The following is a 24,762-nucleotide window of genomic DNA, read 5'->3' on the forward strand; positions in this document are numbered from 1 at the left end:
GGAGTTGCCGATGAACCAAGCACCATCTTTCCCCGCATATTTGTCATCGGCAGGATTCGCAATCACAAGACGAACCGTCTTCGCATTGACTTTTTTTCTTCCCGCCTTGCCAGCATTCTCTGCGGACGTCATACCCGAAAATCTTGTTGGCGTATGGGCAACAGACAAGGCTGTTTTGCGCGGCGCACTGCTGTTCGAAGGAGGGGCCGTGTATCTGGGAATCGATGGCATCGGCGCAATCGTAGGAGGGCCGCCTCCGATCGGGTCAAGAATTGTTTTTACGTATGACCCAAAAACCAATGTCATCGCTTACCAAGCAACAGAAAACGGAAAAACGGTGCATGCGGGAACTTTTACCTATGACCCGACCCGCCAGGTCCTGTCTGGTGACAAAGAAGTACTTCGGCGACGGTTTGATAAATTGACGGATGAAACCAGGCGAGCGTTGGGGCTTGAGCCAACCGTCAAGACAAACGCCGGGAAAAAATGACCGGAAGGAGTGCCCATGTGCCGCAACATCAAGACTCTCTTCAACTTCGAACCGCCAGCCACGGAGCTGGAAATCCGTGACGCTTCGCTGCAGTTTGTCAGGAAGCTCAGCGGGTTCAATGTCCCCTCCAAGGCCAATGAAGCCGCGTTTGACCGCGCCGTGGAAGAGGTGGCGGCTTCTGCACGGGTTCTCATTCGCACACTAGTAACCAATGCCGAGCCGCGCAACCGTGAGATGGAGGCCGAACGGGCACGGGCCAGGTCGGCGCTAAGGTTTGGCACGAGCCAGTAGCCGGCTCCCCCCAAGTCGACCTCGCCCAACTGGAAGCGTCTGACGACATCAAAAGGTTGAGCTGGACTTGCTTCAGCCACGGCGGACACTTCCATGGTTGAAATCCCCGCCATGCGCACCAAGGCAGCCCAGCCCTTGCAGCGTTTCCTCCACAGCAATGTCCAGCGGCGTGTGCGGCTCCGCACCGAGCGCCGCCACCAGGGCGGCGTTGTCCATGCGTACCGGCGTGTTCCAGAGGTAGCGCATCCGGCGCAGCTCGCGCAGGGTCTCGACAAAGGGCGCGGCCAGCGTCACCGCCCACCAGGGAAAGGATTTTATTGACGGCTGCAGGCCACCGCGCCGTGCGACGACACGGCAGATCGCTTCAGCCAGCTGGCGGCCGTCGGCGTCCCACTGGCCGTTCATATGGAAGGTTGCAAATGCAGGCAGAACGTCACGCCGCGCCAGCAAGGCGACCATGGTACGCGCCACATCCGGCAAATAGGCCCATTGGTGACCGACACCAGGCTTGCCAGGGAGCTTCACACTGCGCACCGGAGCGCCCGGCCGAATCAGGCCTTGCGAGAACCAGCTGTTACCGGCACCCGGTCCGAAAAAATCCCCCGCGCGCACGATGATCACCCGGCAGCAGCCCTGGCCGCTGTCTCTGGTCGCATCCTTGAGCCGCTGCTCGAGCTGCACACGAATCGCACCTTTGGCAGTTTGCGGGTGTTGCGGTGAATCCTCCCGGAGGCTGGGAAATGCGTCTGGCCCGTAGTTGTAGACCGTGCCGGGCAGCACGATGGTCGCGCCCTGCGCCCGGGCGGCCGCGATCGTGTTGTCCAGCATGGGCAGCACCAGCTCGCCCCAGCGACGATAGCCGGGCGGATTGACTGCGTGGACTATCACGCCGCAGCCTTGTGCTGCAGCCATGACATCACCGGGATTCATCGCATCGCCACGCAGCCAGGTTATGCCGCCACGTTGCTCGCCCGGCCGCGACTCGCCACGGCGAAGCGCGCGAACCTGCCAGCCTGCCGCCTCCAGTTGCCGTGCGACTTCCCCGCCGATGCCACCGGTTGCGCCCAGCACCAGTGCTGTGCTTGATTTGCCTTGTTTGCTGCTCATGTCATTCCCAAAAAAGTTGCCATGGGGAAATTCTGGGCCCCGGGGCATCAAAATGGAATTGACTAAAGCAGGGTATCAGCTATACATTTTTGTATGGAAGAAGATGCTGGCTGGGAGCTTTACCGTTCGTTTTTAGGGGTGCTGCACGAGGGTTCGCTCTCAGGTGCCGCACGGTCTTTGGGGGTGGCACAGCCTACGGTCGGACGCCATGTCGCCTCGCTCGAAAAGTCGCTCGGCCTGGCGCTGTTCACGCGCTCACAAACCGGTTTTGCGCCGACCGAAGCCGCGCTGGAACTGCAGCCCTTCGCCGAAGAAATGGCCAGCGCCGCAGCCGCCTTACGCCGTGCCGCCGAAAGCCAGGGTGACGGTGTGCGCGGCACGGTGCGGATCACGGTGAGCGAGGTCATCGGTGTCGAAGTGCTGCCGCCCATCGTCGCGCAACTGCAGCGCACGCACCCGGGTCTGACCATCGAACTGGTGCTGACCAACCGCGTGCAGGACCTACTGCAACGCGAAGCCGACATTGCCGTGCGCATGACACCGCCCAAGCAGGACCTGTTGATCGCTCGCCGCGTGGGCGAAGTGGAACTGGGTCTCTACGCACGCCGCGATTACCTGGACGCGCGCGGCACGCCGCAGTCGTCAACGGACCTGGCGCAGCATGCGCTGATCGGGTTTGACGAAGAGACACCCTTCCTGCGTTCGGCGCGCAAAGCCTTGCCCGCATGGAAGCGGGCGGCGTTTTCCACGCGTACCGACAGCGACCTCGCGCAACTGGCACTGATACGTGCCGGCGCCGGCATTGGCGTGTGCCAGTCAGCGCTCGCGACGCGTGACCCCGCCCTGGTGCGGGTTCTGCCTGGCGAGTTGTCCTTCAAACTCGAAACCTGGCTGACCATGCACGAAGACCTGCGCCACAGCCCGCGCTGCCGTGTAACCTTCGACGCATTGGTTGAAGGTTTGCAGCAGCATATTGGTTGAAGCCGGATAAATCAGCTCTACAAAAACAAGCATGAAGTACATATGACGACCAAAGACGATTTGCCCAGGGAGAAACGCTGGAAAGACCTGTATATCCGGTCAAAGAAAGTTGCGCGTGCAGAGCAACTGGGCCTCGATTACCCTCGCACGACCGCAAAGCAACTTGTGCAGAAAGAAGAAACCGCCCGCAGCACTGAACGCGTAAAGGTCCTGTTCGTTTGCAGCCGTAATCAGTGGCGAAGCCCGACGGCAGAGCAGATTTGGCGCAAGCACCCGCAGCTGCTAACCCGTTCGGGTGGGACCAGCCCCAATGCGCGCCATACCGTGTCAGTCGATGACATCCGTTGGGCCGACGTGGTTCTCGTCATGGAAGAAAAACACAAATCAAGACTGACCTCGGAGTTCACGCGGCTGCTTGACGGCAAATCTGTTCATGTTCTTGATATCCCTGACGACTACAAGTTCATGGACAAGGAACTGATAGAGATGCTTGAGCAAAGCGTTCCAAGCATCCTGGGCATCGAGTGACAGACTATGGATCTGCTCGAAGAAATCAAGGAGTCCTGGTGCTGGGTTGGTCTCGATCCACTACAGCTAGTCGCTGAAAATGACTTTGGCAATCTACTGATAAAGGATCATTCAGGTCGCTACTGGCGCCTATGCCCCGAGGACTGTTATTGCGAAATCGTGGCTTGGGATGAAGCTTCTTACGACGCGCTCGTCAATGATCCGGAGTTCAAGAAGGACTGGTTGATGGCAGCGCTGGTCAGGGTTGCGAATGAAAAGCATGGCCCTCTCGCTGTCGGGCGTAAATACTGTCTGGTGGTGCCCGGAATCCTGGGCGGGGCTTACGACATTTCCAATATCAAAACTGCCCCACTGTCCGAGATTGTGAGACGGTCCGGCGACCTTTCAAGGCAAATACGGGATTTGCCGGACGGTGCCAAGATCCGGTTAAAAGTGGTTGATTAGAGGTCGCCTCGGAACAGTCCACAGTTACCCCTCCACAAACACCCTCGCCTTGCGCGGCGTCACCACCAGCATGTCGCCTTCACGCAAGCCATTGCAATATCCTTTCGGACATCACAAGGCACAAACCCCAAATAGGGTCCCCGCACATGACGATTGCAAGCACCCGAATCTACTTCTATCCAATGACCCATCAGCGCGAACTGAGGTTGACCGCATCGCATGGGGGATTTGCGGAATGGTTCACTCGCCGCCTAAAACCAATTCGTGAGCACCTTCGCGGCCCAGAAGCCAAAGGCGTTGATATCGTCAACCTCATGCTTCGCGAGAACCCCGAGCATGCCTGGCACCGAGATGAGTGGCACCAGCGAGGAAATACTTTTGAGTTCAACTTTATGTGCGATTTGAGCCCGCTTGAGACCCGCCCCGCGATCGAGAACATAGAAAAGTTGATGCAGTTCTATGCCGCAGTAACCAAGCAGGCCCCTTGGCCGCAGGTCCGCGCCCTATTCGATGCTCTGGCACGCCCGCTCACCAATGAAGACCGGATTACCATCCGTCCATATCTGCAATGGCCCCGTGGACAGTTGGTGAGCGAAGCTCAAGCTCGACGTACGGCGGCAAAAAGTGCGGCTTAGCCGGTCGTCCGAGTCGACTCGCGACGGCAAGCCTTTGCAATCGACCCAGCTCCGGCGTTAGGCACCTTACCCCTCCACAAACACCCTCGCCTTGCGCGGCGTCACCACCAGCATGTCGCCTTCGCGCAAACCCATCTCGGCAAACTGCTGCGAGGTCATCTGGGCTTCAATGATCGAATCGCCCGAGACATTGCCTTTTTGTTCATAGCCTTCGGCGGGAATCAGCTCCAACCGCGCAATGGGGCCGATCACGATGGCGCGCTCCAGGTGGGCGACGATGCCTTCGGCGCCCGGCGCATAGCGCTGCACGTCCAGGTCGTGCGGGCGCACATAGGCAAAGGCTTTGGCGTCCTGGGCGCCGGCGTGTTCAGGTGAATTGAGGCGCAGGCCTTCGAGCTGGACTTCGCCTTCGTGGGCGCGGCCGTGGAACAGGTTCACGTCACCGAGAAAGCCATACACAAACGGGCTGGCCGGGTGGTCCCACACCTCTTGCGGTGAGCCAATCTGCTCGACCTTGCCCTGGTTCATCAGCACCACACGGTCGGCGACTTCCAGCGCTTCTTCCTGGTCGTGCGTCACAAAAATGCTGGTGACATGCAGGTCGTCGTGCAGGCGGCGCAACCAGCGGCGCAGCTCCTTGCGCACCTTGGCGTCGAGCGCGCCGAAGGGTTCATCGAGCAGCAGCACCTTGGGCTCCACCGCCAGCGCGCGGGCCAGGGCAATGCGCTGGCGCTGCCCGCCCGAAAGCTGCGACGGAAAGCGCTCGGCCAGCCAGTCGAGCTGCACGAGGTTGAGCAGCGAATGCACTTTTTCCTTGATCTGCGCTTCGCTGGGCCGCTGGCCGCGGGGCTTGACGCGCAGGCCGAAGGCCACGTTCTCAAAGACGGTCATGTGGCGGAACAGCGCGTAGTGCTGGAACACGAAGCCGACCTGGCGCTCGCGCACATGCACGTCGGTGGTGTCTTCGCCGCTGAAGAGGATGCTGCCGCGGTCGGCGGTTTCCAGCCCGGCAATGATGCGCAGCAGCGTGGTCTTGCCGCAGCCCGAAGGGCCGAGCAAGGCGACCAGTTCGCCCGATTGAATGTCCAGGCTGACATCGCCCAGTGCCTGGAAGTCGCCAAAATGTTTGCTGACGTTGCGGATATCGATGCTCATGATGTTTTCCAGCGTGTTTTTCAGGAACCTATGTCAATTCGGCGGACTTAGCTTTAGCCTTGACCTTCATAAGTAACAAGAGCGAAATCGCAAGTGAGATAGGCGGTACAGCAAGTCCCCAGAAATAGGGGCCTATTAGAACGGCGGCAACACCGAAGAGGCAGCCGACCGGTACCCACTTTGGCAGGGTGCGCCAATCTCGATTTGCATATAAGCAGAGAGCAAATAGCGCTATCCACCCAAGCAGACCTGCTATTGCAGCAAAGTAAGTGCGGAAAATATGAAAAAGCAACTTGAAGTTGGAATTTGAATAGGCAGCGAGTGCTTCGTCGATTGGGTTACTCAAATCCCAGTTAACGAAAAGACTGGGGAAGATCAGAACAGCCCATAAGAAGCAAAGAAAAGCACTTGCTAATCCCAACATCACGGCGATGCAAATTAGTACTGTTTCTAAAATACGCATACTAGATTTTGGTAGAAGATTTGTTGAAATAATCAAGTAGCAAGCGCCTGCGGGCGCTCAGGCGGCAAATCGGCCGCAGCTTTCATTTCTGCTTCATGGCGCCATTCGGCCACCGACTTGATGACCAGCGTGACCAGCGCGAGGATGGCCAGCAGCGATGCCACGGCGAATGCGGCCACCGACTGGTATTCGTTGTACAGAATTTCCACGTGCAGCGGCAGCGTGTTGGTCTGCCCGCGGATATGGCCCGACACCACCGACACCGCACCAAACTCCCCCATGGCCCGTGCGTTGCACAAGATGACGCCATACACCAGGCCCCACTTGATGTTGGGCAGGGTCACATGCCAGAAGGTTTGCCAGCCGGTGGCGCCCAGCACGATGGCGGCCTGCTCTTCGTCGTTGCCTTGCGCCTGCATCAGCGGAATCAGCTCACGCGCAATGAACGGAAACGTCACAAACACGGTGGCCAGCACAATGCCGGGCACGGCAAAGATGATCTTGATGTCATGCGCCAGCAGCCACGGCCCGAACCAGCCCTGCGCGCCGAAGATCAGCACGTAAATCAGGCCGGCCACCACCGGCGACACGGAAAACGGCAAATCCACCAGCGTCGTCAGCACCGACTTGCCGCGGAATTCGTACTTGGCAATGGCCCAGGCCGCCGCCACACCAAACACCAGGTTCAGCGGCACGGCAATCGCGGCGGCAATCAGCGTGAGCTTGATGGCCGACCAGGCGTCGGGCTCTTGCAGCGCTGCAATGTAGGCGCCAAAGCCCTTGCGCAGGCCTTCGGTGAACACGGCGGCCAGCGGCAGGATCAAAAACAGGAACACAAACAGCAACGCCACCGTGATCAAGGTGTAGCGCACCCAGCGTGCTTCGGTGGTGCCGGACGCGACACGGCGTTTAATGGAGGAGGAAGCAGTCGAGCGCAGCGAAGGGCCGCCCCGAGCAAGCTCAGCCCCCTCGGGGGGCAGCGCAGTACGCGAAGCGACAAGCGTGGGGGCCTGTTTCATGCTGGTGCTCCCGTGTTACGGCGCTGCCAGGCCTGCAGGCCGTTAATCACCAGCAGCAGCACGAACGACACCAGCAGCATCACCACCGCCACGGCCGTTGCGCCGGCATAGTCATATTGCTCCAGCTTGCCGATGATGATCAGAGGCGTGATTTCAGAAATCATGGGCATGTTGCCGGCGATGAAGATGACTGAACCGTATTCGCCGATCGCCCGCGCAAAGGCCATGGCAAAGCCGGTGAGCAGCGCCGGTGTGATGTGCGGCAGGATGACTTTTGTGAAAATCTGCAGGCGCGTGGCGCCCAGCGAGGTGGCGGCTTCTTCGAGTTCTTTCTCGGCGTCTTCCAGCACCGGCTGCACCGTGCGCACCACAAACGGCAGGCCGATGAAAATCAGCGCGATCACTACACCGGCCGGCGTGAACGCCAGCTTGATGCCCATGGGCTCGAGGTACTGGCCTATCCAGCCGTTACCGGCCAGCAAAGCCGTGAGCGAAATGCCGGCCACGGCGGTCGGCAAGGCGAACGGCAGGTCCACCAGCGCATCGACGATTTTTTTGCCCGGAAATTTGTAGCGCACCAGCACCCAGGCCAGCAGCAGGCCAAACACCAGGTTGACGAGTGCTGCAATCAGCGATGCCCCAAACGTGAGTCGGTAAGACGCCAGCACGCGCGGGGACGTCACCGCGGTGACGAACTGGTCCCAGCTCAGCGTGAAGGTTTTGAAAAACAGCGCCGAGATCGGGATCAGCACGATCAGGCTGAGGTAGAGAACGGTGTAGCCCAGCGTGAGGCGGAAACCGGGCAGCACGCGTTTTGCGGCGCGTTTGCTACCCGCAGGAACACCCGGCACTGACTGCGCTAGTGACGAGGGATGAATTGTTTGAGTAAACATGTAAAAACAGCACTGGCCTGTCGGGGAGTCAAACGAAGAAGGACAATTTTCCGACGGGCCGCCCCTAGGAAAATTAGCCCCCTCGGGGGGCAGAGAGCTACGCGAAGCGAGCGAACGTGGGGGCCAGTTATTTACTTGACGGTGTACAGCTTGTCGAACTGGCCGCCGTCATTGAAGTGCACTTTTTGTGCTTCACCGAGGCTGCCAAAGACGTCTTGCACCGTGAGGAGCTGCAGCGGCTTGAAGGTGCTGGCGTATTTTTTCAGGATGGCCTGCGAGCGCGGGCGCAATGCATGACGTGCGGCAATCTCCTGGCCTTCGTCTGAATAGAGGTAGTTCAGGTAGGCCTTGGCCAGCTCGGCCGTGCCCTTCTTGGCCACGGTGCGCTCCACCACCGCCACCGGGTTTTCCGCCACGATGCTGATGGACGGATAGACCGCGTCCACCTTGCCTTCGCCAAACTCCCTGTTCACCGACAGCACTTCGGATTCAAAAGTGATCAGCACGTCGCCGATATTGCGTTGCAGGAACACGGTGGTCGCGTCGCGCCCGCCCTTGCCCAGCACCGGGACGTTTTTGTAGAGCTTGCCGACGAACTCGGCGGCCTGCGCATCGGTGGCGCCCTTCTTCTTCGCGTATCCCCAGGCGGCCAGGTAGGCATAGCGGCCATTGCCGCCGGTTTTGGGGTTCACCAGAATCACCTGGATGCCGGGCTTGATGAGGTCGTCCCAGTCCTTGATGCCCTTGGGGTTGCCGTTGCGCACCAGGAACAGCATGGTCGACGTGGTGGGCGAAGCGTTGTCGGGAAACTTCTTCGCCCAGTCTTTGGCGACCACGCCGGCGCCGGCCAGGAAGTCCACGTCGGTCGAGGTGTTCATGGTCACCACGTCGGCGTCCAGGCCGTCAGCCACGGAACGCGCGATGGCGCTGGAGCCGCCATGCGACTGGTCAATCTTGATGTCTTTACCCGTGGTCTTCTTGTAGTGGGCAATGAAGGCGGCGTTGTATTCCTTGTAAAACTCGCGCGCCACGTCATACGAGCCATTCAGAAGCGTTTGTGCCGAGGCCGTGCCGGAGAATGAAGCGCCCGCGGCCAGTGCCAGCGTTGCAAGGGCTATTTTTATTTTTGAAGAAGTCATGCCGTTTCCAGGGACCCAAAAGAAGAAGACGAAGAATTTGCCAAAGAAGAAAAATCAAGATGGGGCGCCGTCAGCGACGCATCACCTGCCAGCGACTGCAACAGCGCAATGCCCAGCGGCCATTCGCCGTGGCCCGACTCCACATTGATATGGCCGGCGTCCTGCATGCGCACAAATTCGCTGCCCCAGGCGCGGGCATAGGCACCCGCCAGGCGCACCGGGCAATACGGGTCGTTGCTGCTGGCCACCAGCACGCTGCGGTAAGGCAGCTTCTGGTAGGGCACGGGCGCAAAGTCGCTCAGCACGGCACGCCGCTCCGGGTCTGCCGGCGCCACCAGCAGGGCGCCATGAATACGCTCTGCCGCCTCAGGCGGCAAGTGAGCCGTGGCAATGCAGCCCAGGCTGTGCGCCACGATGACGACCGGCTCGTCCTGCAGCACGATGGTGTTGGCCAGCGAGGCCACCCAGGCCTTGCGCGAAGGCGTGATCCAGTCGTCCTGGCGCACGCGCACCGCATTGCTAAGGCGTTCGGCCCACAGGCTTTGCCAGTGGCCGGGGCCCGAGTCGCGCCAGCCAGGGACGATGATGAAGCGCACTTCGCGTGAACCCGTCTGATTACTTATTGGGTTGCGGTGTGACGCGCAGGTACGGCTTGATCGCCTTGAAACCTTTGGGGAAACGCTGGGCAAGTTCGGCCGGATCCTGCAGGCTGGGCACGATGATCACGTCGTCGCCGTCTTTCCAGTTCACCGGCGTGGCCACCTTGTAGCCGTCAGTTAGCTGCAGCGAGTCAATCACGCGCAGGATCTCGTCGAAGTTGCGGCCCGTGCTGGCGGGGTAGGTAAACGTGGTGCGGATGGCCTTTTTCGGGTCAATGATGAATACGCTGCGCACGGTGGCCGTGGGGCCGGTGCTCAGGGCGTTCGGGTGAATCATGTCGTACAGGTTGGCCACCTTGCGGTCAGCATCGGCCAGGATGGGGAAATTCACCGTGGTGTTTTGCGTCTCGTTGATGTCGTTGACCCACTTGCCGTGCGACTCCAGCGCATCCACGCTGATGGCGATGGGCTTGACGTTGCGCTTGGCAAATTCACCGCTCAGGGCTGCGGTCTTGCCCAGTTCGGTGGTGCAGACGGGCGTGAAGTCTGCGGGGTGCGAAAACAGCACCACCCATGAATCGCCAGCCCACTGGTGAAAGGAAATCTTGCCGGCGGTGGAGTCCTGGGTGAAGTCGGGGGCGGTGTCGCCGAGTCTGAGAGTGGTCATGCTTTGCTCCTTGATTGCTGATCAAAGCATTGTGGGGAGCAAGCGTTAAAACTCAAAAGAATATATCGCTCTTAATTTATCTCAATAATCGAATAACAATTCAAGGGATTGGTATTTTTCGGTGCTATTGTTTTGATAGCTTCTTGCGCACAGCGCTATTGGGTTACCGGCCATTTTTTCATCCAATAGTCGCGCCGCAAGCACCTTGGTAGCGTCCAAACACCGCCACAACACCCTCATTCAAGGTACTTTTGAGGTGTTTTCAGGCACAAGAATTGGCTCCAGCCCAATAACATCGGGCGCAAGCAGCTATCGTATTGATAGCAAACCGGCACAAACTTCCCGGCAATTGGCAGCTCAGGCCGGTGAGCCCGACAGCTCTGTTTTCAAATGCGCCAGAAAGACCTGCGCCGCCCGCGACAGCGTGCGGCCCGCGGCCGTCTGCACTTCCACATTGCGCAAATCCAGGCCGCGGTCACGCAGGCGTATGCAGGCAAACTCGCCGCGCTGGACCTTGTAGCGGACCGATATTTCGCCCGCAATGGTGACGCTTTCCGGGTAATGGCGCAAAAAGTCGTTCAGGCTGTTGACGTAGTTGCTGGTCAGCACCGGCGACACGGTCAGGCCCTGCAGGCTGCAGGCGATGTCAAACAGCTGCCGCACGGTGGTGTTTGTTTCCGGCAGCACGATCGGATAGGCCAGCAGCTGCTTCAGGCTGATCTGCTTGAACTGGGTCAGCGGATGGTCGTAACGCATGGCCGCCATCACCGGTGACGGCTGCACGTGCTCTACCTGAATGCCGCTTTCGGGAGTCCGGCTCATGGTGAGGGCGATGTCGGCATCGCCATGCAGGACGCGGCGCGAGCATTCCGCCGGGGGGTGCGCACCCAGGTGAAACTGGATGCCGGGATGCGTCTTCATGAAGTCGCTTATGGCCTTGGGCAGGAACTCCATCGCAAAACCTTCGGTGCAGGCCAGGCGCACCCGCCCGCGCTGCATGCCTTGCAGCGCCTGGATCTCATGCACCACCCGCTCCGAGTCGTGCGCCGATTTAAGCGCGTGCACGGCCAGCATCTCCCCGGCGGCGCTGGGCACCATGCCCCTGGGATGGCGGTCAAAAAGGGTTGCACCCAGCAGGTCTTCCAGGTGCGCGATGTGGCGGCTGATGGCAGACCCCGCCACATTCAGGCGCTGGGAGGCTTCGCTGATGGAGCCGCAGCGCACGACCTCCAGGAAGTAGCGCAGCGCGGTGTCCTGCAATTGACGGGCAACCTGGGGAGAAAGGGTCATGGGCGTCGGGTGATGGCGGAGCTGCCAGGGCATGGGCAGCCAGAGCATTGCCGATTTGGCAACGCAATCATACATATTCTCTAATGCATGGAATGGTCTTTCGGTCTGGTTCTTGCGCAGAATGAGCCGTCTCCACTCCCCACGCCATGACGAAGGACTTTTATGAAGCAATTTTTCACCACGATGGTGCGTCAAAGTTTTGTGCTTGCGGCCTTCGGTGCCGGCCTGACTGCAGCCCACGCAGGCAAAGCCAACGACACCCTGGTTTACGCCTCGGACAGCGAGGTTGAGAACGTCAGCCCGTACCACAACAACATGCGTGAAGGCGTGATCCTGGCCAACCTGGCCTGGGACACGCTGGTCTACCGGGACCCCAAAACCGGTGAGTTCAAACCCCAGCTGGCCACCGCCTGGAAATGGGAATCCGCCACCGCGTTGCTGGTCACCCTGCGCCAGGGTGTCACCTTCCACAACGGTGACAAGTTCAGCGCCGACGATGTGGCCTACACCTTCAATGTGGTCACGGCGCCGGAGGCCAAGATCGCCACGCGCCAGAACACGGGCTGGATCAAAAACGTCGAAAAGCTCGGCGACTACCAGGTCCGCATCAATCTGAAGGCGCCGTTTCCGGCCGCGATGGACTACCTGGCCGGGCCCACACCGATTTATCCCGCCGCTTACATGAAGAAGGTGGGCCTGGAGGGCTACAGCAAGGCGCCCATTGGTACCGGCGCCTACAAGATCACCGCGGTGGTGCCAGGCCAGGGCGTAACCATGGTGAAGAACACGGCCTACTTCAAGGACAGCCCGGCCGGCCAGCCGAATATCGGCACGGTGAAGTTTGTGGTGATCCGCGACCCGGAAGCGCGCGTGGCCCAGCTGATGACGGGCGCGGTGGACTGGATCTGGCGCGTGCCGTCCGACCAGGCCGAGTCGCTCAAGTCCAGGCCCAACACCACCGTGCTGAGCGGTGAAACCATGCGCGTGGGTTTCATGTCGATCAACAGCAACGGCACCACGCCGGAGGCCCTGCCCTTCAAGGACATTCGTGTACGCCAGGCCGTCAACCACGCCATCAACCGCAAGGGCCTGGCCGACAGCCTGGTGCGCGGCGGCAGCCAGCCGGTGTATTCGCCGTGCTTTCGCACCCAGTTCGGCTGCGAAACCGAAAAAGAGGTGAAGTACACCTACGACCCGGCCAAGGCCAAGGCACTGCTGGCGGCCGCGGGTTACCCCAACGGCTTCGACACCGACCTGTGGGCTTACCGCGAGCGTGAATATGCCGAAGCCATGGTGGGCGACCTGCGCAAGGTGGGCATACGTGCGCGCCTGCATTTTGTGCAGTACCCGGTGCTGCGCACCGAAATCTACTCGGGCCGCGCGCCCCTGACCTTCCAGTCCTGGGGATCGTTCTCCATCAACGACGCGTCCGCGTTTGTCGGCAACTACTTTGAAGGCGGCCCGGACGACACGGCCAAAGACCCGCAGGTGATTGCACTGCTGAAAACCGCCGACAGCACGGTGGACAAGACCGAGCGCAAGAAGAAATATGCGCAGGCCCTGCAGCGCATCAGCGAGCAGGCCTACATGGCGCCCATGTTCTCCTATTCCACCAACTACGCCTTCACGCCGGACCTCAAATTCACGGCGCATGCGGACGAACTGCCGCGCTTCGGCCAGGCCAGCTGGAAGTAGCCACGATGGTCCAGCCGTGCGCCGCACGGCTGGGCTGACCCGCGCAGTCCGCTAACGCAACAACCGGGGCCTTCCCATGCTGCAATACATATTCCGCCGCTTTCTGGTGGCCCTGAGCGTCATGCTCACGGTGGCCGTCGTCAGTTTCATGCTGCTGCACCTTTCCGGCGACCTGGCGGCCTCCATCGCCGGCGCCGAGGCCAACGCCGCAGCCGTCGAGGAAGTGCGCGTCCAGTACGGCCTGAACCGCCCCATCACCACCCAGTTCTTTGACTGGCTGTGGGGCGCGCTGCACCTGGACTTCGGGCGTTCGTTCTTCTTCCAGAACACCGTGATGGAACTCATCGGCGAGCGCCTGCCCATCACGCTCAAGCTGGGCGCCGTGTCTTTGCTGCTGGCGGTGTCGGTGGCGATTCCGCTGGGCGTGCTGGCCGCCGTCTACCGCGACACCTGGATAGACCGGCTGGCCCTGATGGTGGCGGTGGTCGGCCAGGCCATGCCCAACTTCTGGTTTGCGCTGACGCTGATCCTGCTCTTCGCCGTCGGGCTGCACTGGCTGCCCGTTGCGGGCAACACCACCTGGCAGCACTTTGTGTTGCCGGCCGTCGCGCTGGGCTACTACGCCATGCCCTCGCTGATGCGCCTGACGCGCGCGGGCATGCTCGACGTGCTGGGCGCAGACTACATCCGCACTGCGCGCGCCAAGGGCCTGAGCCCGGCACGCGTGGTGTTCAAGCACGCCTTGCGCAACGCCATCATTCCGGTTGTGGCCCTGGCGGCCGTGGAGCTGGGCTTCATGCTGGGCGGCTCGGTCGTCATTGAGTCGGTCTATTCCATGCAGGGCCTGGGCCAGCTCGCCTGGGACTCCATTTCGCGCAACGACTACCCCGTGGTGCAGGCCGTGGTGCTGATCATCGCCGTGTTCTACATCGGGCTGACCTTTCTGGCCGATGTCTTCAACGCCGCGCTCGACCCCCGCATGCGCACACGCTAGGACATCACCATGAACGCTCCTTCCCTGACCGTTTCCGCCGCGCCCGGGCTGCCGCTGCCGCCCATTCCCGCGTGGCGCCGCAGCCTGCGGCGTGTGCTGGGCCACCGCGGCATGACGCTGGGCAGCATCCTGCTGGGCCTGGCCGTGGTGGCCGCCCTGTTTGCGCCCTGGCTCAGCCCGCATGACCCGTATGCGCAGGACGTGACCCAGCGCCTGATCCCGCCGTTCTGGCACGACAAGGGCAGCTGGGAGCACGTCTTCGGCACCGACAAGCTCGGCCGCGATTACCTGAGCCGCCTTTTGTACGGCGCCCGCGTATCGCTGGGCATCGGGCTGGTCGCGGCGCTGGTGTCCGGGCTGATCGGCACCACCATGGGCGTGCTGGCGGGCTATTTCGGCGGCCGCACCGACGCCGTGGTCAGCTACATCATCACCACCCGGCTGGCCATGCCGGTGGTGCTGGTGGCACTGGCAACCGCTTCCCTCATCGGCGGTTCACTGCAGGTGGTCATCATCCTGCTGGGCCTGTTGCTGTGGGACCGCTTTGCCATCGTCACGCGCTCGGCCACGCAGCAGCTGCGCGACGCCGAATTCATCTCCGCCGCCAAGGCGCTCGGCGCGTCCACGCCCTACATCCTGGTGCGCGAACTGCTGCCCAACCTGATGGGCCCGCTGACCGTGGTGGCCACGCTCGAGATGGCGCACGCGATCCTGCTGGAGTCCACCCTCTCCTTCCTGGGCCTGGGCGTGCAGCCGCCCACGCCCTCATGGGGGCTGATGGTGGCCGAAGGCAAGGCCTACATGTTCTTCCAGCCCTGGGTGATCCTGGTGCCCGGCGTGGTGCTGGCCCTGCTGGTGCTGGCCATCAACCTGGTGGGTGACGGCCTGCGTGACCTGACCGCGCCCGACGGCCGCAACTGAAAGGGAACCTCCATGGAAATTTTGCTGGACGTGAAAAACCTGCGCGTCGACCTGCCGACACCGGGCGGCATGCTGCACGCCGTGCGTGGCATCGACTTCCAGGTGCGGCGCGGGGAAATGCTGTGCCTGGTCGGCGAGTCCGGCTGCGGCAAGTCGATGACGTCGCTTGCGCTGATGGGCCTGCTGCCGCGCAAGGCGGTGCGCAGCGCCGACCACATTCGCTTTGACGGCGTGGACCTGCAGGGCTTGCCCGAGCGGGAAATGTCCGCGCTGCGCGGCTCGCGCATGGCGATGATTTTCCAGGAGCCGATGACGGCGCTGAACCCGTCGTACACGCTGGGCGACCAGCTGTGCGAGGCGCTGCGCGCGCACCGCAAGGTCAGCATGGCCCAGGCGCGTGAGCGTGCGCTGTACCTGCTCGAACGCGCGGGCGTTCCGCAGGCCGCCGACCGTTTGCGGCAGTACCCGCACCAGCTCTCGGGCGGCCTGCGCCAGCGCGTGGTGATTGCCATGGCCCTGATGTGCGAGCCGGACCTGATCATTGCCGACGAGCCCACCACCGCGCTGGACGTCACCATCCAGGCGCAGATCCTTAGGCTGATCCGTGAGCTGCAAAAGGAGTTCGGCACCGCGGTGGTCTTCATCACCCACGACCTGGGCGTGGTGGCGCGCATCGCCGACCGCGTGGCCGTGATGTATGCGGGCGAGGTGGTGGAAACCGCGCCGGTGGCCGAGCTGTTCGCCCACCCCGCCCATCCCTACACCCGCGGGCTGCTCAACTGCATTCCGGTACGCGGCAAAACCCTGCCCGGCAGCCGCCTGCAGGCCATCCCGGGCGTGGTGCCCAGCCTCGTGGGCAAGGTGGAGGGCTGTGCCTTTGCCAACCGCTGCAGCCAGGTACAGGCAGGCTGCGCTGCCACCCCGCCCTATGTGGCGCTGGACGCGGAGCATGCCGTGCGCTGCGTCGCGGCTTCACCCTTGCTGGCGGAGGCCGCATGAACCCCACCACCCCTTTGGCAACGCCCCCGGGCGGCAGCGAAGACATTGCGCTGGAGCTGTGCGCGCTCAGCCGCGTCTTCAAACTCAAGCGCGGGCTGTTCACAGCGCCCGGTGAAATCAGGGCGGTAAATAACGTCTCGCTGCGCATTCGCAAGGGCGAAACCCTGGGCCTGGTCGGGGAGTCCGGCTGCGGCAAAAGCACCCTGGCCAAAATGCTGCTGGGCTTGCTGCCGCCCACCTCGGGCAATGTGCTGGTCAACGGCAAGGAAGTCGACAGCAGCCAGCGCCGCGCCCTGGCGCGCCACATCCAGCCCATCTTCCAGGACCCGTATTCGTCGCTGAACCCGCGCCGCACGGTGGCAGAGATCGTTCGTGTACCGCTGGCCCTGCACAAGGTGGGCACTGCGCAGGAACAGCAGCGCAAGGTGCGCGAGATGCTCGACCTGGTCGGCATGCCCGAGCGCACGCACAGCCAGTACCCCAACCAGCTTTCGGGCGGGCAGCGCCAGCGCGTGGCGATTGCGCGGGCGCTGGTGCTGCGACCCGACATCCTGATCTGCGACGAACCGACATCGGCGCTTGACGTGTCGGTGCAGGCGCAGATCCTCAACCTGCTGATGGACCTGAAGGCCGAGTTCGGGCTGACCTATTTCTTCATCAGCCACGACCTGGGCGTGGTCGAACACCTGGTGGACCGCGTGGCCGTGATGCACCGCGGCGCCATCGTTGAGCTGGGCACGCGCGAGCAGGTCTTTGCCCGGCCCGAGCACCCCTACACCCGCATGCTGCTGGCCTCTGCCCTCACGCCCGAGCCCGGGCTGGGTGTGCCGGACATTGCCGCCGAAGCCATCGGCTGACGTTTTACCTCTCCATTTCAACCGCGCAATTTCCCTTCAATTTCAAGGACCTCTCATGAGCCGTACCCAAGCCGTGGCCCAGACCCTCGCCTGTTTCGACGACGGGCGTTTCCAGCAAACGCTGGACCGCCGCGTTGCCTACAAAACCGAAAGCCAGGACGCCGCCAGCGGCCCCATCCTGCACGCCTACCTGCAGAACGAAATCACGCCCAAGCTCACGGAGCTGGGCTTTGCCTGCCGCATCGTCGACAACCCGGTGCCGGGCAAAAGCCCTTTCCTGCTGGCCGAGCGCATCGAGCCCGGCGCCGCTTTCACCGTGCTGACCTACGGCCACGGCGACGTGGTGCGCGGCTACGACGCCCAGTGGCGCGAAGGCCTGAGCCCCTGGAAGATCGTGGTGGACGGCAACCGCTGGTATGGCCGCGGCACCGCCGACAACAAGGGGCAGCACACCATCAACCTGACCGCGCTCGAACAAGTGCTGGCCGTGCGCAGCGGGCGCCTGGGCTACAACGTGAAAATCATCCTGGAAATGGGTGAAGAAGACGGCTCGCCCGGCCTGAACGAAGTGTGTGCCCTGCACCGCGATGCGCTGGCGGCCGACCTGTTCCTCGCCTCCGACGGCCCGCGTGTGTCGGCTTCGCGCGCCACGCTGTTTCTCGGCTCGCGCGGCGTCTTCAACTTCGACCTGCACCTCAAGCTGCGCGACGGCGGCCACCATTCGGGCAACTGGGGCGGCCTTTTGCGCAACCCCGGCATCCGCCTGGCCCATGCGATTGCCAGCCTGGTGGACGCCCGCGGCCGCATCCTGGTGCCCGGCCTGCTGCCCACCGCCATTCCGGCCAGCGTGCGTACCGCGCTGCAGGACATCGAGGTCGGCGGCGGCCCGAACGATCCCGAGATCGATCCCGACTGGGGCGAGCCGGGCCTCTCGCCGGCCGAGCGCGTGATCGGCTGGAACAGCCTGGAGGTGCTGGCCTTTACCACCGGCAACCCGGCCATGCCGGTGCATGCCATTCCGGCCGAGGCGCGCGCGCACTGCCACATGCGTTATGTGGTGGGCAGCGACCCGGCGAATTTTCTGGCGCACATCCGCAAGCACCTGCTGGCCCACGGCTTTGACGATGTGGAAGTGCGCGGCACCGACATGAACATGGCCGCCACACGCCTCGACCCCGACAATGCCTGGGTGCGCTGGGGCATGGCGTCCATCGAACGCAGCACCGGCCGCCGCCCGGCCCTGTTGCCCAACCTCGGCGGCTCGCTGCCGAACGACGTGTTTTCTGAAACGCTGGGCCTGCCCACGCTGTGGGTGCCGCATTCCTACCCCGCTTGCTCCCAGCACGCGCCGAACGAACACATCCTGGTGGACACCACCCGCGAGTCGCTGCAGATCATGGCCGGCATGTTCTGGGACCTGGCCGAAGAAGGCGCCGGCGTGATGCAGGAATGCGCATGAGTACCGCGATGAATGCCGTGACGAACGACGTACAAGTGCCAGGCTGCGCCGCCACCGAATGGCTGGCCGGCCAGCGCCCCGCCATGCAGGCGGCCCTGGCCACGCTGGTCGACATCGACTCCAGCAGCCACGACAAGCCGGGCACCGACCGCGTGGCCCAGGCCATGGCGGGCTGGCTGCAAACCGCGGGCATCAGCGCCGAACACCGCGGTGATGTCGCCGAGGGCGACGTGCTGCTGGCCCGCCTGCCTGGCGCGCAAGCCGCGGCAGCGCCGGTGGTGTTGATGGGCCACCGCGACACCGTGTTCCCCACCGGCACCGTGGCCCAGCGGCCCTGGCGCGTGGACGGCGAGCGCGGCTACGGCCCCGGCGTGTCCGACATGAAGTCCGGCCTGGTGCTGCAATGCTTTGTGATGATGGCGCTGCAAAAGCTGCCGCCGCTGCCCTTCCCGGTGCTGGGCCTTTTCACGGCCGACGAAGAAATCGGCTCGCAAAACGGCCGCATCGCCATCGAAACCCATGCGCGCGGTGCACGGGCAGTTTTCAACTCAGAACCCGGCCGCGTCAGTGGCAACCTGGTCACCGAGCGCAAGGGTGGCGCCACCTTTTTGATTGAAGTCACCGGCCGCGCCGCCCACTCGGGCATGAACCACGCTGACGGCGCCAGCGCCATCGGCGCCCTGGCGCAACTGGTCACCGCCTTGCACGCGTTAACCGACTACAGCTGCGGCATCACCACCAATGTCGGTTTGATCAGCGGCGGCATGTCGACCAACACCGTGGCCCCAGCGGCGCAGGCCAAGCTGGACGTGCGCTTTCGCACCCTGCCCGAGCGCCAGGCGGTGTTCGCCAGCATCCACGCCCTGGCCGCCGCGCCCGGTGTGCCGGGCACCACCATCCGCATCACACAGATGTCGGAGTCGCTGCCCCTGGAACCCGAAGCCAGCAGCGACCTGATGCAGCGCTACAAGGCCAGCGCGGCCCTGGTCGGTTTCGACGTGGCCGGTGAAGCAACGGGCGGTTGCTCCGATGCCGGGTTTACCGCCTCGCTGGGTATTCCCACACTGTGTGGTGTCGGCCCGGTCGGCGCGAAGGCGCATACCGATAACGAATACTGCTGCCTCGATACGCTGGTGCCGCGTGCGCAGGCGCTGGTCAAGACGGTGTTGAGTTTGGCCTGAGCGTACTTCGCCGTAGGAGGCGAGAGGCAACCCACGACTGTCAAGTTTCGCGTCGATGTGACCCGCTTTTTTCGCAGTTGCTTGACCCATATCAAAACCCTGAAATGTGGATCGCCAGTCCTGCGAAAAAGAGCGTCATCGGTGGCTCAGCGCTCGATAAAAAAACGGATCAAACAAGCACGAAATTCCACATACTGGGTGAGCTTTCCCCTGGCATCGGTTTTGGTGGGCAGGTTGCCGAGCGCGTCATAGGTGTACTGGCTGGCTCCCGTAACCTGCTGGTCCCAGCCCGAGGGGTCACTCCAAAACTCGGGGCAGACCTCAGTGCAATTCAACGGCCATCCGGAAACTCAGCTTTAGCAGCTGGGGCTGTGGATGAATTTTTTTTGGTTGAAGAACGAGAGGAAACCGGGCGCTGGTGCCTATAGGGATTGCCTCTTTATCGCATCACGAATATCCGCAGCAATAACCTTCTTCAAATGCGCAATTTCATTACCTAGAGCATCCGAACTGAATTCCGACCAAGCGCCGACCGTTTGGCGTCCTTCATGTTCACCTAGACGAGTGGCAACTTCAAATATTCTCTTGCCTCCATACATGTACAGGGCAATATGACCGACTCTACTTTCGACAAACGACAAGGGAATTAGAAGGTCATATAGCTTTTCGTCATCGGCCGTATTGCACTCTTTATCAACTCGATCCCAATAGCCCGCCATCCACGAACACCACCCACCACAAGGAACAAGCTGCTCCATACCTAGAGCTGACGGGGGATTTGATATGAGCTTATCCAAAGATCTCAAGCTTTCCAAAAAATTTCCCGGATGAGTCGCCGGAATGATGAGATGCTTCGCCTCTTCACGGTGAAGCCATATCTCCGCAACGGCAAACACAAAGTCTGGGCCATGATGATGAAATCTCTTTGTGAAATCTATAGATGATTGAATATTGACACGGACTTCGATCGAGAAACCTATCAAGCTAAAGTAATAAGAAGCACTGTTTACATCCATCATTTCGCCCCTGGTTTTCTTGTCCAGTTCGGAAAGCCAGCGTCACGCCCCGCTCTCCATTGCTCGTGAGTTAACTCACGCTGATTGACAACATATCCGTGCCAGTACTTGATACATTTTTGCTCATCAGTACGCTGCAACCGAAACATGACAAGTTCTCCGGTCAGACCGTCAAATCCAAGCTTCCATTCGCCTGCGCCCATCGAATTTTGCAGGGCGAACTCCGGATTTGCAGGCTCGGCTCCGCGGTTCCCAATTTGGGTTTTCCCGTGCTTTGGTGCATTCTCTCTTCCGACATCGTAAACGTCAGTGTATAACGCACAGCATTCTTTTTTCTCGGGTGAAGCCTCGACCTTTGATGCACCTTTGTCTTTATTTGCTTCCTGTACAGCCATCCACGTCAGGCCAGCAACTCCAACTCCCGCCACACATCCAGCAGGTCCTCCAAAACACCACGCTAACGATGCTTGCTTTCCATAAGGGTCAACAAAGGACGTTGGGTTTCCAGCGACATATCCAAAGGTGTTGATGCCTCCGGCGAGCCCAATAGGATCAGATTGAATGTATCGGCCAATGCGCGGGTTGTATTCCCGATTCCAGTTCTGGAACAGCCCACTCTCGGCATCAAAGGTTTGCCCAGGCAGTCGCTGGTTATATGTGAAGGTCCCCAGGCTTTCGGGGTTCTGATCAGGCGCCGTCGCGCCAAAGGGTTCCGCCGTATCCCAGCGCCAAACGAAGGCTTCATCACTCTGACGTGTGATCACTCTCGGCGCACCCAGCTGATCAGTTGAGACGTTGTACAAGCTGATGGCGATGTTTGATCCCGCAGCCGTGCCCGTCTGCTTGACTACCCCGACCGGGCTGCCCAAGTAGACGGTTTCGTATTGGGGCACGCCATTGGCGTCGTATTCACCTAGCAGCTTGCCCTCTTCGTCATAGACGTAGTAAGCCGCACCGGTGGGCACCAGAGCCGTCGGGCCCGTCTTGCTCATCCTCAGCTCCAGCGCGCTGTAGCTGTAGCTCACCGTGCCACCGGCGTTCGTCATCGTCGCCAGTCTCCCGCGGTCGCTGTACGTATAGCTGTTGGTCCCATCGCTCGTGATATTGCCCGCCGCATCGTGTTGCACGGTGGCTGTTCCCGTGCTGTCCTGGGTCTGGTTCAGCCGGTTGCTCGTGGTGGCAATCGTGTTGGGGTAGCTGGTGCCGCCAATGACTTTGGCCGTACGGTTGCCGGTGGCGTCGTAGCTGTACTGCACCGCACTGCTGCCCAGAGTGGCGCTGATCAGCCGGTTCAGGTTGTCATAGCCAAAGCTCTGGTCCAGGCTGGGCACCGGAGTCCCGTTGCTGGTGTGGGTGTAGCCGGTGATGCGCCCGGCGCTGTCCCGGTTAACGGTGCGACGGATGCCAGTGCTGGTTGGGTCGCCCAGGTTGTATGCGCTGATCTGGCCGTTGGCATCATAGGCAATCGCCTGAGTCTTGCTGCTGGCCCAGCTCCAGCCAGTCAGTTTGCTTTCAGCATTGGTAGTGATGCCTGCTATCAGCGGCAGGGTGGTGCCGGTATTGGTGCCCACGCCGTTGGCGTTCGGCGGATTGACCGTGACGGCATTGACCACGCCCTGGGCATCGTAGCTGTAGTTGACCTTTGTTCCGCTGGGGTAGGTGATTGCCGTGAGTTTGTCCAACGCACTTCCGCTATCGCCCCAGCTGTAGCCGACGGTGAAGGTCTTGCCGCCTATGGTCTGGGTCTTGCCTGTCTTGCGGCCCAGGCTGTCGTAGCTGTAGACGGTCTGGCCGGAGGCGTCGGTGATTTTGGTGAGTTCGCCTACGGCTGCCGGGGTGGGAGTGGATCCGCCGTCGTACTCGAGCACGCTGGCCGTGCCGGTGGCATAGCTGATGGTTTTGAGGCGGTCCAAGTTGTCATAGGTGTACTGGGTGAGCTTGCCTCTGGCGTCGGTCTTGGTCAGGACGTTGCCGTTGAGGTCGTAGGTGTACTGGCTTGCTCCGGTATCCGGGCTGGTCTGCGCTGTGACATCGCCCAGGCCGTTGGGGCTGTAAGTGGTGGCGAGGTTGCGGGGGTCGGTGACCTGGGTCAGGTTGTCATTGGCGTTGTAGGCGAAGCCGGTGGTGGTCGGCGTCGCACTTCCGGTGTTGGCGGGCTGCTGGGTCTGGATGGGGCGGCCCAGGCTATGCGGTGTCGGCCCGGGCGAAGGTGCATAGCATCACGTCTTTAAATTAGATGACGCGCTATTAACTCTCCATCCTCAATAAACAATTCTTTTGCGGGAGTTTTAATCGACGCCATATCTAGGTGAATAACTTGCGACGCTCCTTTTAGCGCCTCGCATAAATCCTTCGTGCTAATTTCAACCGACCTTTCTCTTGTTTCCTTCCAAAGCCGACTAAGCTCCCACGCATCGCCATCGGACAGTGTTTCTATATCTTTAAGAATCCACATCTCAGTGAGTTCAGCTCCCTTGCGAAGAACCATGCAGCAAGCCTCTCCCGTGATGGGGAAATCTTTTAAGGAATCACTCATGAAAACCTCCTTTAGTCGAGCGGTATAAATTTTCCACGGCTGGGTGTTCCACCCGTTGCGCCAGGCTCATATTGGTGTTGATGCGGGTTGGGATGTCCTCGACCGTGATCAGTGAAATCAATATCCCTCACTGGGTTTCCCTTTTCATCAAACTCTCTTGCTTGGTCATATCTTCCTCGTCGTCCGTCTCTTTGTCCAAGCTGAGTATGTGGGCGACCCTCCGCTTCGGGGTCTGGTACTGGTGTGTTATGTCTTGGGTGTCTTGGAAGATCTCGATCAGGAAATCTATTTCCTTCATTAGCGCTTTCCGAGTTCGTGCTATTACCCATCCAATTGCGAACACCATTGTAAGTAGCCTCACACATCTGAGAAGTAGCATTTGCAATCGCCGAGCCATAGTTCTTAATAAAAAAATATGTCCCACCAACTACCACCACGCCGGTTGCAACGGTTGCACAACTCACCCATCCAACACCGGGAACAAGACACAACAAACCGGCTGCCGCGGGTACTAACCCACTCGGGTCGGTAAAGCTGTTTGGGTTGCCTCCGACATAACTGTATGTGTTAATGCCACCTCTGAGCCCGATGGGATCGGACTGCATATAGCGCCCGATCCTCGGGTTGTACTCCCTGTTCCAGTTCTGGAACAGCCCACTCTCGCCATCAAAGGTTTGCCCCGGCAGTCGCTGGTTGAAGGCGAAGGCCCCAAGGCTGCTCGGATTCTGATCAGGCGCCGTCGCGCCAAAGGGTTCTGCCGTATCCCAGCGCCAAGCGACGGCTTCGTCACTCTGCCGCGTGATGATTCGTGGCGCACCCAGCTGATCGGTTGAGACGTTGTACAGGCTGATGGCAATGTCGCTTCCTGCTGCCGTCCCCGTCTGCTTGATCACCCCGACCGGGCTGCCCATATAGATGGTTTCATACTGAGGAACGCCATTGGCATCGTACTCACCTAGCAGCTTGCCTCCTTCGTCATAAACGTAGTAAGCCGCACCGGTAGGTACCAGGGCCGTCGGCCCCGTCTTGCTCATCCTCAGCTCCAGCGCGCTGTAGCTGTAGTTCACAGTGCCACCGGCGTTCGTCATCGTCGCCAGCCTCCCGCGGTCGCTGTAGGTGTAGCTGTTGGTCCCATCACTCGTGATGTTGCCGGCCGCATCATGCACCACGGTGGCGACGCCGGTGCTGTCCTGCGTCTGGTTCAGCCGGTTGCTGGTGCTGGCAATGGTGTTGGGGTAGCTCGTGCCGCCAACGACTTTGGCCGTGCGGTTGCCCGTGGCGTCATAGCTGTACTGGATCGCACTGCTGCCCAAGGTGGCGCTGATCAGTCGGTTCAGGTTGTCATAACCAAAGCTCTGGTCCAGTGCGGGCACCGGGACTCCGTTGCTGGTGTGGGTGTAGCC

Annotated in this window: 26 protein-coding genes; 13 read left to right on the forward strand and 13 right to left on the reverse strand. The window is 61.2% G+C overall.

Going from position 1 to position 24,762, the window contains the following annotated elements; genetic code table 11:
• Positions 1-10 precede the first annotated feature (10 nt).
• Positions 11-490, forward strand: a complete 480-nt coding sequence (locus AC1DWQ_RS22815; RefSeq protein WP_477671688.1) for a hypothetical protein — start codon at positions 11-13, stop codon at positions 488-490.
• 15 nt (positions 491-505) lie between these two features.
• On the forward strand, positions 506-781 hold the full coding sequence (locus AC1DWQ_RS22820) for a DUF2277 domain-containing protein (protein ID WP_477671689.1): 276 nt from the start codon (positions 506-508) through the stop codon (positions 779-781).
• Between the two features lie 72 nt (positions 782-853).
• Here the strand turns inward: AC1DWQ_RS22820 and AC1DWQ_RS22825 are convergent, their stop codons facing one another.
• Positions 854-1,888, reverse strand: coding sequence for an SDR family oxidoreductase (locus tag AC1DWQ_RS22825; RefSeq protein ID WP_477671690.1), 1,035 nt, complete (start codon positions 1,886-1,888; stop codon positions 854-856).
• A gap of 93 nt (positions 1,889-1,981) precedes the next feature.
• Here AC1DWQ_RS22825 and AC1DWQ_RS22830 point away from each other — a divergent pair, with 93 nt between their 5' ends.
• From AC1DWQ_RS22830 to AC1DWQ_RS22845, 4 genes are all read left to right on the forward strand, one after another.
• The gene (locus tag AC1DWQ_RS22830) at positions 1,982-2,869 is read left to right on the forward strand and encodes a LysR family transcriptional regulator (RefSeq protein WP_477671691.1); all 888 of its coding nucleotides are present in this window, start codon (positions 1,982-1,984) and stop codon (positions 2,867-2,869) included.
• Positions 2,870-2,911: 42 nt separating this feature from the next.
• Positions 2,912-3,397 carry a low molecular weight protein tyrosine phosphatase family protein gene (locus tag AC1DWQ_RS22835; RefSeq protein WP_477671692.1) on the forward strand — a complete coding sequence of 162 codons (486 nt, stop codon included), beginning with the start codon at positions 2,912-2,914 and terminating at the stop codon, positions 3,395-3,397.
• A 6-nt stretch (positions 3,398-3,403) separates the two neighbouring features.
• On the forward strand, positions 3,404-3,841 hold the full coding sequence (locus AC1DWQ_RS22840) for a T6SS immunity protein Tdi1 domain-containing protein (protein WP_477671693.1): 438 nt from the start codon (positions 3,404-3,406) through the stop codon (positions 3,839-3,841).
• A gap of 146 nt (positions 3,842-3,987) precedes the next feature.
• The gene (locus AC1DWQ_RS22845; protein WP_477671694.1) at positions 3,988-4,476 is read left to right on the forward strand and encodes a hypothetical protein; all 489 of its coding nucleotides are present in this window, start codon (positions 3,988-3,990) and stop codon (positions 4,474-4,476) included.
• A 66-nt stretch (positions 4,477-4,542) separates the two neighbouring features.
• Here the strand turns inward: AC1DWQ_RS22845 and AC1DWQ_RS22850 are convergent, their stop codons facing one another.
• The 8 genes from AC1DWQ_RS22850 to AC1DWQ_RS22885 all read right to left on the reverse strand — a co-directional run bounded on the left by AC1DWQ_RS22850 (position 4,543) and on the right by AC1DWQ_RS22885 (position 11,701).
• Positions 4,543-5,631 (reverse strand): sulfate/molybdate ABC transporter ATP-binding protein, encoded by a 1,089-nt coding sequence (locus AC1DWQ_RS22850; protein WP_477671695.1) that lies wholly within the window; start codon positions 5,629-5,631, stop codon positions 4,543-4,545.
• Between the two features lie 28 nt (positions 5,632-5,659).
• Positions 5,660-6,094 carry a hypothetical protein gene (locus AC1DWQ_RS22855; RefSeq protein ID WP_477671696.1) on the reverse strand — a complete coding sequence of 145 codons (435 nt, stop codon included), beginning with the start codon at positions 6,092-6,094 and terminating at the stop codon, positions 5,660-5,662.
• Between the two features lie 32 nt (positions 6,095-6,126).
• Positions 6,127-7,113 carry a sulfate ABC transporter permease subunit CysW gene (gene cysW, locus AC1DWQ_RS22860; RefSeq protein WP_477671697.1) on the reverse strand — a complete coding sequence of 329 codons (987 nt, stop codon included), beginning with the start codon at positions 7,111-7,113 and terminating at the stop codon, positions 6,127-6,129.
• Complete coding sequence (gene cysT, locus AC1DWQ_RS22865; RefSeq protein WP_477671698.1) at positions 7,110-8,006, reverse strand: sulfate ABC transporter permease subunit CysT; 897 nt, start codon at positions 8,004-8,006, stop codon at positions 7,110-7,112. The genes cysW and cysT overlap by 4 nt, the downstream gene beginning before the upstream one ends.
• Positions 8,007-8,137: 131 nt before the next feature.
• The gene (locus AC1DWQ_RS22870; RefSeq protein WP_477671699.1) at positions 8,138-9,145 is read right to left on the reverse strand and encodes a sulfate ABC transporter substrate-binding protein; all 1,008 of its coding nucleotides are present in this window, start codon (positions 9,143-9,145) and stop codon (positions 8,138-8,140) included.
• Positions 9,142-9,741, reverse strand: coding sequence for an RBBP9/YdeN family alpha/beta hydrolase (locus tag AC1DWQ_RS22875; protein ID WP_477671700.1), 600 nt, complete (start codon positions 9,739-9,741; stop codon positions 9,142-9,144). Before AC1DWQ_RS22875 ends, AC1DWQ_RS22870 begins: the two co-directional genes overlap by 4 nt.
• 19 nt (positions 9,742-9,760) lie before the next feature.
• Complete coding sequence (locus AC1DWQ_RS22880) at positions 9,761-10,411, reverse strand: peroxiredoxin (protein WP_477671701.1); 651 nt, start codon at positions 10,409-10,411, stop codon at positions 9,761-9,763.
• Between the two features lie 357 nt (positions 10,412-10,768).
• The gene (locus tag AC1DWQ_RS22885; protein ID WP_477671702.1) at positions 10,769-11,701 is read right to left on the reverse strand and encodes a LysR family transcriptional regulator; all 933 of its coding nucleotides are present in this window, start codon (positions 11,699-11,701) and stop codon (positions 10,769-10,771) included.
• A gap of 183 nt (positions 11,702-11,884) precedes the next feature.
• Between AC1DWQ_RS22885 and AC1DWQ_RS22890 the strand changes: the two genes are divergently transcribed.
• From AC1DWQ_RS22890 to AC1DWQ_RS22920, 7 genes are all read left to right on the forward strand, one after another.
• Positions 11,885-13,396: an ABC transporter substrate-binding protein gene (locus AC1DWQ_RS22890; protein ID WP_477671715.1), complete on the forward strand. Its 1,512-nt coding sequence runs from the start codon at positions 11,885-11,887 to the stop codon at positions 13,394-13,396.
• A 76-nt stretch (positions 13,397-13,472) separates the two neighbouring features.
• A complete protein-coding gene (locus tag AC1DWQ_RS22895) occupies positions 13,473-14,390 on the forward strand; it encodes an ABC transporter permease (protein WP_477671703.1) in 918 nt (305 codons plus the stop codon).
• 9 nt (positions 14,391-14,399) lie between these two features.
• The gene (locus AC1DWQ_RS22900) at positions 14,400-15,311 is read left to right on the forward strand and encodes an ABC transporter permease (protein ID WP_477671704.1); all 912 of its coding nucleotides are present in this window, start codon (positions 14,400-14,402) and stop codon (positions 15,309-15,311) included.
• 12 nt (positions 15,312-15,323) lie between these two features.
• On the forward strand, positions 15,324-16,310 hold the full coding sequence (locus AC1DWQ_RS22905) for an ABC transporter ATP-binding protein (RefSeq protein WP_477671705.1): 987 nt from the start codon (positions 15,324-15,326) through the stop codon (positions 16,308-16,310).
• Positions 16,307-17,167 (forward strand): ATP-binding cassette domain-containing protein, encoded by an 861-nt coding sequence (locus tag AC1DWQ_RS22910; RefSeq protein ID WP_477671706.1) that lies wholly within the window; start codon positions 16,307-16,309, stop codon positions 17,165-17,167. The genes AC1DWQ_RS22905 and AC1DWQ_RS22910 overlap by 4 nt, the downstream gene beginning before the upstream one ends.
• Before the next feature lie 55 nt (positions 17,168-17,222).
• The gene (locus AC1DWQ_RS22915; RefSeq protein WP_477671707.1) at positions 17,223-18,626 is read left to right on the forward strand and encodes a M20 family metallopeptidase; all 1,404 of its coding nucleotides are present in this window, start codon (positions 17,223-17,225) and stop codon (positions 18,624-18,626) included.
• Positions 18,623-19,807: a M20 family metallopeptidase gene (locus tag AC1DWQ_RS22920; RefSeq protein ID WP_477671708.1), complete on the forward strand. Its 1,185-nt coding sequence runs from the start codon at positions 18,623-18,625 to the stop codon at positions 19,805-19,807. The genes AC1DWQ_RS22915 and AC1DWQ_RS22920 overlap by 4 nt, the downstream gene beginning before the upstream one ends.
• A 422-nt stretch (positions 19,808-20,229) precedes the next feature.
• Here AC1DWQ_RS22920 and AC1DWQ_RS22925 read toward each other — a convergent pair whose 3' ends face one another.
• The 4 genes from AC1DWQ_RS22925 to AC1DWQ_RS22940 form a co-directional block, all read right to left on the reverse strand.
• Positions 20,230-20,826, reverse strand: coding sequence for a hypothetical protein (locus AC1DWQ_RS22925; RefSeq protein WP_477671709.1), 597 nt, complete (start codon positions 20,824-20,826; stop codon positions 20,230-20,232).
• Positions 20,823-22,736 (reverse strand): RHS repeat-associated core domain-containing protein, encoded by a 1,914-nt coding sequence (locus AC1DWQ_RS22930; protein WP_477671710.1) that lies wholly within the window; start codon positions 22,734-22,736, stop codon positions 20,823-20,825. Before AC1DWQ_RS22930 ends, AC1DWQ_RS22925 begins: the two co-directional genes overlap by 4 nt.
• A 314-nt stretch (positions 22,737-23,050) precedes the next feature.
• Positions 23,051-23,359 carry a hypothetical protein gene (locus AC1DWQ_RS22935; protein WP_477671711.1) on the reverse strand — a complete coding sequence of 103 codons (309 nt, stop codon included), beginning with the start codon at positions 23,357-23,359 and terminating at the stop codon, positions 23,051-23,053.
• Between the two features lie 11 nt (positions 23,360-23,370).
• A partial coding sequence (locus AC1DWQ_RS22940; protein ID WP_477671712.1) for an RHS repeat-associated core domain-containing protein occupies positions 23,371-24,762 on the reverse strand: 1,392 nt, incomplete at its 5' end.

The organism is Polaromonas sp. P2_G11, from assembly GCF_056403595.1.

Excerpts from the sequence above, each read along its gene's own strand:
- AC1DWQ_RS22935 (WP_477671711.1), bottom strand. The coding sequence starts at position 23,359 with ATGAGTGATTCCTTAAAAGATTTCCCCATCACGGGAGAGGCTTGCTGC.
- AC1DWQ_RS22850 (WP_477671695.1), bottom strand. The coding sequence starts at position 5,631 with ATGAGCATCGATATCCGCAACGTCAGCAAACATTTTGGCGACTTCCAG.
- AC1DWQ_RS22910 (WP_477671706.1), top strand. The coding sequence starts at position 16,307 with ATGAACCCCACCACCCCTTTGGCAACGCCCCCGGGCGGCAGCGAAGAC.
- AC1DWQ_RS22925 (WP_477671709.1), bottom strand. The coding sequence starts at position 20,826 with ATGATGGATGTAAACAGTGCTTCTTATTACTTTAGCTTGATAGGTTTC.
- cysW (WP_477671697.1), bottom strand. The coding sequence starts at position 7,113 with ATGAAACAGGCCCCCACGCTTGTCGCTTCGCGTACTGCGCTGCCCCCC.
- AC1DWQ_RS22820 (WP_477671689.1), top strand. The coding sequence starts at position 506 with ATGTGCCGCAACATCAAGACTCTCTTCAACTTCGAACCGCCAGCCACG.
- AC1DWQ_RS22830 (WP_477671691.1), top strand. The coding sequence starts at position 1,982 with ATGGAAGAAGATGCTGGCTGGGAGCTTTACCGTTCGTTTTTAGGGGTG.
- AC1DWQ_RS22815 (WP_477671688.1), top strand. The coding sequence starts at position 11 with ATGAACCAAGCACCATCTTTCCCCGCATATTTGTCATCGGCAGGATTC.
- AC1DWQ_RS22900 (WP_477671704.1), top strand. The coding sequence starts at position 14,400 with ATGAACGCTCCTTCCCTGACCGTTTCCGCCGCGCCCGGGCTGCCGCTG.
- AC1DWQ_RS22885 (WP_477671702.1), bottom strand. The coding sequence starts at position 11,701 with ATGACCCTTTCTCCCCAGGTTGCCCGTCAATTGCAGGACACCGCGCTG.
- AC1DWQ_RS22835 (WP_477671692.1), top strand. The coding sequence starts at position 2,912 with ATGACGACCAAAGACGATTTGCCCAGGGAGAAACGCTGGAAAGACCTG.
- AC1DWQ_RS22920 (WP_477671708.1), top strand. The coding sequence starts at position 18,623 with ATGAGTACCGCGATGAATGCCGTGACGAACGACGTACAAGTGCCAGGC.
- AC1DWQ_RS22825 (WP_477671690.1), bottom strand. The coding sequence starts at position 1,888 with ATGAGCAGCAAACAAGGCAAATCAAGCACAGCACTGGTGCTGGGCGCA.
- AC1DWQ_RS22915 (WP_477671707.1), top strand. The coding sequence starts at position 17,223 with ATGAGCCGTACCCAAGCCGTGGCCCAGACCCTCGCCTGTTTCGACGAC.
- cysT (WP_477671698.1), bottom strand. The coding sequence starts at position 8,006 with ATGTTTACTCAAACAATTCATCCCTCGTCACTAGCGCAGTCAGTGCCG.
- AC1DWQ_RS22895 (WP_477671703.1), top strand. The coding sequence starts at position 13,473 with ATGCTGCAATACATATTCCGCCGCTTTCTGGTGGCCCTGAGCGTCATG.
- AC1DWQ_RS22845 (WP_477671694.1), top strand. The coding sequence starts at position 3,988 with ATGACGATTGCAAGCACCCGAATCTACTTCTATCCAATGACCCATCAG.
- AC1DWQ_RS22880 (WP_477671701.1), bottom strand. The coding sequence starts at position 10,411 with ATGACCACTCTCAGACTCGGCGACACCGCCCCCGACTTCACCCAGGAC.
- AC1DWQ_RS22855 (WP_477671696.1), bottom strand. The coding sequence starts at position 6,094 with ATGCGTATTTTAGAAACAGTACTAATTTGCATCGCCGTGATGTTGGGA.
- AC1DWQ_RS22870 (WP_477671699.1), bottom strand. The coding sequence starts at position 9,145 with ATGACTTCTTCAAAAATAAAAATAGCCCTTGCAACGCTGGCACTGGCC.
- AC1DWQ_RS22840 (WP_477671693.1), top strand. The coding sequence starts at position 3,404 with ATGGATCTGCTCGAAGAAATCAAGGAGTCCTGGTGCTGGGTTGGTCTC.
- AC1DWQ_RS22905 (WP_477671705.1), top strand. The coding sequence starts at position 15,324 with ATGGAAATTTTGCTGGACGTGAAAAACCTGCGCGTCGACCTGCCGACA.
- AC1DWQ_RS22890 (WP_477671715.1), top strand. The coding sequence starts at position 11,885 with ATGGTGCGTCAAAGTTTTGTGCTTGCGGCCTTCGGTGCCGGCCTGACT.